The organism is Treponema sp. (assembly GCF_045641405.1).
In the GTDB taxonomy this organism is placed as follows: domain Bacteria; phylum Spirochaetota; class Spirochaetia; order Treponematales; family Treponemataceae; genus Treponema_D.
In genome coordinates, this window is sequence record NZ_JAZUGX010000004.1 from 21,544 (window position 1) to 28,101 (window position 6,558).

General features: G+C 42.3%; 6 protein-coding genes and 1 other RNA gene. All 7 read left to right on the top strand.

Annotation, left to right across the window (positions count from 1 at the left end; all coding sequences use genetic code 11):
• Positions 1-175: 175 nt before the first annotated feature.
• The 7 genes from ACKI39_RS00525 (at position 176) to ssrA (ending at position 6,401) form a co-directional block, all read left to right on the top strand.
• Positions 176-1,546 (top strand): tetratricopeptide repeat protein, encoded by a 1,371-nt coding sequence (locus ACKI39_RS00525; RefSeq protein WP_407396585.1) that lies wholly within the window; start codon positions 176-178, stop codon positions 1,544-1,546.
• Positions 1,547-2,302, top strand: a complete 756-nt coding sequence (locus ACKI39_RS00530) for a metallophosphoesterase family protein (protein WP_407396587.1) — start codon at positions 1,547-1,549, stop codon at positions 2,300-2,302.
• Positions 2,268-3,221: a transcriptional regulator gene (locus ACKI39_RS00535; protein ID WP_407396589.1), complete on the top strand. Its 954-nt coding sequence runs from the start codon at positions 2,268-2,270 to the stop codon at positions 3,219-3,221. The genes ACKI39_RS00530 and ACKI39_RS00535 overlap by 35 nt, the downstream gene beginning before the upstream one ends.
• 106 nt (positions 3,222-3,327) lie before the next feature.
• Complete coding sequence (locus tag ACKI39_RS00540; protein WP_407396591.1) at positions 3,328-5,028, top strand: PP2C family protein-serine/threonine phosphatase; 1,701 nt, start codon at positions 3,328-3,330, stop codon at positions 5,026-5,028.
• A gap of 28 nt (positions 5,029-5,056) precedes the next feature.
• A complete protein-coding gene (locus ACKI39_RS00545; RefSeq protein ID WP_013701365.1) occupies positions 5,057-5,395 on the top strand; it encodes an anti-sigma factor antagonist in 339 nt (112 codons plus the stop codon).
• 21 nt (positions 5,396-5,416) lie between these two features.
• Entirely contained in the window at positions 5,417-5,968 is a 552-nt protein-coding gene (locus ACKI39_RS00550; protein ID WP_318717772.1) for an ATP-binding protein, read from the top strand.
• A gap of 64 nt (positions 5,969-6,032) precedes the next feature.
• Positions 6,033-6,401: a transfer-messenger RNA gene (gene ssrA / locus ACKI39_RS00555) on the top strand.
• Positions 6,402-6,558 lie beyond the last annotated feature (157 nt).

Here is a 6,558-nt window from a genome sequence, read left to right on the forward strand (position 1 = left end):
AAATGATAAACTGAATATTTTTCTAAGCATAGTCATTTTTCTGACAATAAATTTACTATATATTCAATATAATCTCAACATTCCAGCTCTTTTTGCGCCTCACCCACTTACATTTGTTGAAATATTCTTTATTTGTGCTATATAATAAAGGCATACTATTTTTCGGTGGGACGCAATGGGTTCTCTTGGTTTTGTAATTGTAGGCGCTTTTTTAATTGCCCTTATCGGCGCAGTCTCAATTGTTATCTTCAAGAATTTTCTCTTTCCTTCAAAGCTTGATGGAGTTCCAAGACTGCTCAAGGAAGGCAAATTTCAGGCTGCACAGAGATGCACAAAGGCGATAATCTCTAAAAATCCACGCAACTATGTAGCACACTACTATCTAGGCAAGGCATACATCATGGACAACAAGCATGAACTTGCCTTCATGGAATTCAAGACGGTAAACATGAACGCACTCTTCAACGGAGAGATTCCAGAAGCAGAATTCAGAAAGGATATGGCACAGCTTTACCGCCGTTTCAACCAACCCACAGAAGCACTCAAGGAATACCTTCTCCTTACAAAGCTTGAACCAAACAACACGGACCACAGCTTCAAGGCTGCGGAACTATATGAAGAGACAGGAAACGCAAAGCTTGCCATGGGATTCTATCAGAAGACAATCCTCAGCGACAGGAAGAATGCAAAGGCATATACAGCTGCTGGACGCCTTCTTTTCAGAAACAAAAATTTTTCACAGGCAAAGCAGGCATTGGAATCTTCAATAAAGCTTAACCCTGAGAACTACGAAAACTATTACTACCTCGGAAAAGTATGCAAGGAATCAAAGGATCTTCCTACAGCCGTAAAGCTCCTTGAAAAAGCAGAACGCTCACCAGAATTCAAGCAGAAAGCACTTGTGGAAAAAGGAATCTGCCTTATGATGGCAGACCAGCAGGACAAGGCAATAGATGCCTTCGAAAGAGCCATAAACAACTCAAAGGATCCTAAAAATCAGGAAACCCTTTATGCCCGCTATTTTCTCGGGATCTGCTATGAAAAAAACCGTAAGATCGAAAAAGCAATCGAGCAATGGGAAATCGTTTTCAAGATCAACAGCAAATTCAAGGATGTAAGCACAAAACTCAGTCAATACAAGGAACTTGAGACCAACGATGGCATCAAGGAATACCTTACGGCAAATAACAATCAGTTCAATGAGCTGTGCAAGAAAATCGCCTATGCAGGCTACAACCTCCAGTGCCAGAAAATCGAGACAACAAGATACGGTTGCCAGATGATCGCTACAGAAGAAAAGAAGGAAAGCTGGATGAATGCAAAGCAGCAGTTCTTCCTGTGCCAGTTCTACAGAACAACGGAGGCTATCGAGGACAGTATCGTCCGCAAGATGGCAGATACATTGAAGGCTAGAAACTATGTCAAGGGAATGATTTTCACATGCTCTGACTTCACTCCTTCAGCACACTCGTTTACAGAAGGACGCCCTATCGTCCTCATTTCAAAGGATATCCTGGAAGCCCTGTTCAGAAAAGCAGGTGTGTAAATGAAATTCCTCTGCGTCTCTGACCAAATCGATCCACTGATCTACTCCACCTCCGTAAAGGAACGCTATGGCGATGTCGATGCCGTCTTCTGCGCTGGTGACCTTTCCATGGAGTACGTTGATTTCATCGTCGATTCCCTCTCAAAACCTACATTCTTCGTATTCGGGAACCACGACCTCAGTGAATACAAGTACTACAAGAAGACGGCTTTCGGAGACATTCCCGAGGACAACTACGACATCGCCAAGCACTCCCATGGAGCGGACTACGCCAGCAACAGGACCATAAAGAACAAATTTCTTAATTTCAAAAGTCCAAGCGGAAAAAAAACTCCACTCCTAATAGCAGGTATCACAGGAACACTCAGATACAACAACGGACAAGCTCAATTCACTGAAGCCCAGATGAAACGACAGCTCATTGCAATGATACCAGCCCTTTTCTGGAACAAGCTGAGATACGGAAGATATTGCGATGTTTTCCTTACGCATGCATCACCTAGACATATCCACGACAAGGAAGACCCTTGCCACAAAGGATTTGAATGCTTCAACTGGTTCATAAAAAAATTCAACCCAAGCCTGTTCATTCACGGACATATACACCTGTATGATCTTCAGGCAAAAAGAGTAACTGAAACAGGAAAAACCACCGTCGTAAACGCCTATAGCCATCTGGTTGTGGAATTTGAACCAAAATTCAATGAAAAAGGAGACAATTTTGAACCGATCATATCTATCCTCTCAGACAGATGATGATTTCAGCAAGGCCCACAACAAAGCCTTATTCAACGAAATTCAGCATCTCCTGAATCCCGAGGAAGCAAAACTCATATCCCTTCAAGACATAAAGACACTTCTCAAGCCAAAAAACGAGGTATACAAGGGAATGGAAGTGATTCCTGTAAAACGCATAGTAGGCAGCGAAGGAAGATATTCTGACTTTGACAACCATTTCTTTCCTAAAAGCAACTTCCTCAAGAACCGCTGGGAAAGAGTCGACATGGCACACTATCAGGACATCCTACTGCCAGCCATCAGCGTCTATGAGCTTGGAGGACTGTATTTCGTCAGGGATGGAAACCACCGTGTTTCCGTCGCCAAATCTAAGGGAATCGAAAACATCGATGCAGAAGTCGTGAGCCTTCAGACGGAAATCAAGCTCAATCCAGACAGCACAAAGCAGGAGATGATAAAGCAGGTCATCGAATACGAAAAAAGAGTTTTCTATATGGAGACAAACTTTGGAGACATAACCGACTACTGGTGCCTTAACTTCAGTACTCCTGGTCAATACGACGTCATATACAACCATATACTCGGCCATAAATACTACATAAATACGACCAGGGAAGATGAGATTCCTATGGAAGAAGCCGTTCTTTCATGGTTCCAGAATGTGTATCTACCCGTCGTCAACGTCATCCTAAAGACAAAAATCATCAAGAGATTTGAAAACAGGACCATCGGGGATCTCTACGTCTTCCTGATCAAGTACTGGGATGAACTCAAGCAGAAGTTCGGCAATGAATTCCCCCTTGAAGTAGCAGCAAAAGACTTCAGAAAGCAGCACGGCAGGCTGTCTCCAGGAAGAAGGATCAAGAATTTTTTCCAAAGAAGAAAAATGAAAAAAGACATCCAGCAGCTCAAGGAACTAGGGAAATTAGAGATTTAACGGGAAATTTTACTAAAAACTTGACGGTGAGATTTTTCGATGTTAAACTAGAACATAGTATCTTTGGTAATCTTTGTACCCAAGGTATCGACAAGGAGTATTGATCTTGATTCTTTTAGAAAATGCATTGGCTTACATTCCTCTTTTTGCAATAACAGCTATTTCTATCGTCATGTTGATATTATTTTCTTACATCAAGAAAAAGAATACGGCAAGAATCAGTTTCATAGCATATTTTTCAACCATAATTCTTGGTCTTGGCAGCCTTTTGTCAGGTATCCAGATTTATTTCCTAGAGAATCCTACACAGGCCTTCGGAATATTCGCATTCGCAGCAGCCATTGCAGCCTTCATAATCATTCCTTATGCCATCATTCTCTGTACATTTGAACCAAAAGAAATCAGAAAGCTTGTTCCACACTCTCAGAATGTAGAGGAGATGACTACGGCACAGGCTTACGCACAGGTGGTTGAATCAAAATCACTCCAGGCAACTGATGAAGAATCCCGTGCCCTCCAGCTCAGCTATGATTTTTCCGCAAAGGCTACAGAGAGCTTCTCAGACAAGAATGGACTGTCCCTTCTCCTGGACCATGTAAACAAGACAATCCGTGACGAAATTCAGGCAGACGGTGGAGCAATCCTTCTCGTCGATGATTTCGAAGACGTCATTACAGTAAAATCTTTTGATGGAGATTTCCCTCCACCATACAAGCTTCCAAGCGATATGCCTCATAAGCCTATCCGTATCGCAACCAATTTCAAGTTTGCTTCTTTCCCTCTTCGTGAGAACATCTTTGGAGAAATAGCAACCGCTGGTAAACCAGAGCTCATCACAAAGCCAGAAAACGACGCAAGAATCTATCAGAACGGACCTGAGGAATTCCTTGAATGTGGAAGCTATATCATGGTTCCAATGAAGGTAAACGACGCAGTAATAGGTGTCATAGCCCTCGCAAGAACACATGAGAAACCTGTATTCACAGAAGACAATCTCAAGACTGCAGTAATGCTTTCCGATTTCGCTACAACATCCATCAAGACGGTCATGTCGGTAACCGAAATCATGGAACACAACAATCTCATCAAGGAAGCGCAGATCGCAACAAACATCCAACAGATGCTCCACCCTACAAAGCTTCCAGTTCTTCCTGGCATTCAGCTTGGAACAATCTGGAATCCAGAAGAAGGTGTCTGTGGAGACTATTACGATGTAATCGTTTCCAGAAAGGATAGAATTTCATTCGTAATGAGCGATGTTGCGGGCAAAGGAATCAACAGCGTAATAGTCATGTCTATGCTCCGCGCTATGATACGCCTTGTAGTCAACACAAAGAAAACAGCTGGCACCATTCTGGAATGGGTAAATCATGGAATCGCCGCAGAAAGTTTCAGCACCGACCACTTTGCATCTTGTGCACTCATAAACTATGATCCAACAAAGAAGGTCGCAGAAATAGCTACAGGTGGTACTACCCCTGTCTATTACTACAGCGCAGAGAAAAACACAATCGAAAGACTTTCAAATGCAAGTGAACCTATCGGTGTCGATAAGGAATCACATTATCAGGATGTATTGCAAGATGTCAAAACTGGTGATATTCTTGTAACATATACTGACGGTCTCGTTGAAGCATTAAACGAGCAGGGACAGCAGTATCCAAAGGAATCACTGCTCAAGATAGTTTCCCTCAACGCTTCTAAGTCGGGAAAGGATATCGCAAACCTTGTAAAGGCTGATATCAAGAAGTATATTGGCAACAGCAGTCAGCATGATGACCAATCGTTGCTTGTAATAAAATTTTGAGTAAAACTGGGCATTAAGGAGTAAACTTATGGAACTTAAAATAAGGAAGAATGGAGAAGTCTACATCATTGATGTAAATGGTGAAATGGACTTGTACAATTCCTACAAGCTCAAGGAACTTGTTATGAAGATGCTTGAGAAAAACGTCAAGTCATTTGTAATCAATCTTGAACAGGTAGACTACATCGACTCGTCTGGAATTGGTGCTCTTATTTATATCTGCTCTACAATCAAGAAGATGAATTTGAAGCTTTATATTTCAAATGTACATGGTTCAGTAAAAAAAGTTATTGAGCTTACAAAACTTATGGGCTACTTCCCTATCGCCAACAGCGTAGAAGAAGCATTGCTCATGATCAACGAATAATTTTTTTACAGGAGTTGCACTATGGAAGAATTGAAAGAGCTTCGTTCAGACGGAAATGACCCATTGTTCGACAAGACAAATATGCTTTATAAGGCATTTCCATCTAATTTCAGACAGATTCGTTACTTTACACTTTTGATCGTACAGTCTGCTCCACTTGAAATCAAGGAAATCAACCTTCTTGAACAGCAGATCAGTGAAGTTATCAAGAACGCTGTTAAGCACGGAAACAACTGTGACCTCAACAAGCAGGTACATGTCTGGTATTCATTCAGCGCTACTCATGCACACATCATCGTAGAAGATGAAGGTGAAGGATTCAAGGATCTCGAAAAGTGGAATGAATTCAACAGAAAGCGTATCGACTGTCTTCACAATTCAAATTTTGAAGAGCTTTCCAACTATGTATCGTTCCGTACAAAAAGATCTGACGAACAGGACGGTGGTAACGCCCTCTTTGCAGCCCTTGAATATTGGAACGGTGGTTTCGTTTACAACGACAAGAAAAATGGCGTAGCTATGCTCAAAAGATTCCAGCAGAAACGCCATGGTGTTGCAGTTGACGGAGAATAGTTTTATTACTATATTGTTAATGTAAAAGTGCAGGCCTTGTTTTTACAAGGCTTGTTTTACAATCGGGGATGCACCGGTTTCGACAAGTTGGAGAAATCTTGTGTTGCAGGTAGGCGTGAAGGTGCCTCAAACTGACAAAAAAAATAACTGCAAAACGTAGAGAAGACGAAAAGTCTGAAAACGAACAGTTAGCACTCGCTGCTTAAGCAGTGCCGGAACTTATGGGACGCTGTTCCTAGGCTCATAACCTTCCGTCGACAACAGGGACTTGCTTGTGATTAGGTCTGGATAATCGCAGGGACTTTTCCCAGAATACGGTAAAGACGCTTTTGAAGCTGCTACCTTTACCCGACAAATACCTCGCTTCAATAAGCCTGTAGAGATGCCTGGTTTGCCAGCATGGACGGGGGTTCAACTCCCCCCACCTCCAAAAAGACTGAATTCAAAGCTAAAATTGGATTCAGTCTTTTTTTTACACACCAGCAATAAACTGTTGAACCCCGCGGAATGAGCGCCGAGCAAGTGCGAGGATGAGCCTGCATGGATGCAGGCGAAAGCGAATGAAGACGGCTGGAATGAGCATGCAGGAC

Bases quoted from the DNA above. Each gene is read 5' to 3' on its own strand.
- ACKI39_RS00525 (WP_407396585.1), top strand. From the start codon at position 176: ATGGGTTCTCTTGGTTTTGTAATTGTAGGCGCTTTTTTAATTGCCCTT.
- ACKI39_RS00530 (WP_407396587.1), top strand. From the start codon at position 1,547: ATGAAATTCCTCTGCGTCTCTGACCAAATCGATCCACTGATCTACTCC.
- ACKI39_RS00545 (WP_013701365.1), top strand. From the start codon at position 5,057: ATGGAACTTAAAATAAGGAAGAATGGAGAAGTCTACATCATTGATGTA.
- ACKI39_RS00550 (WP_318717772.1), top strand. From the start codon at position 5,417: ATGGAAGAATTGAAAGAGCTTCGTTCAGACGGAAATGACCCATTGTTC.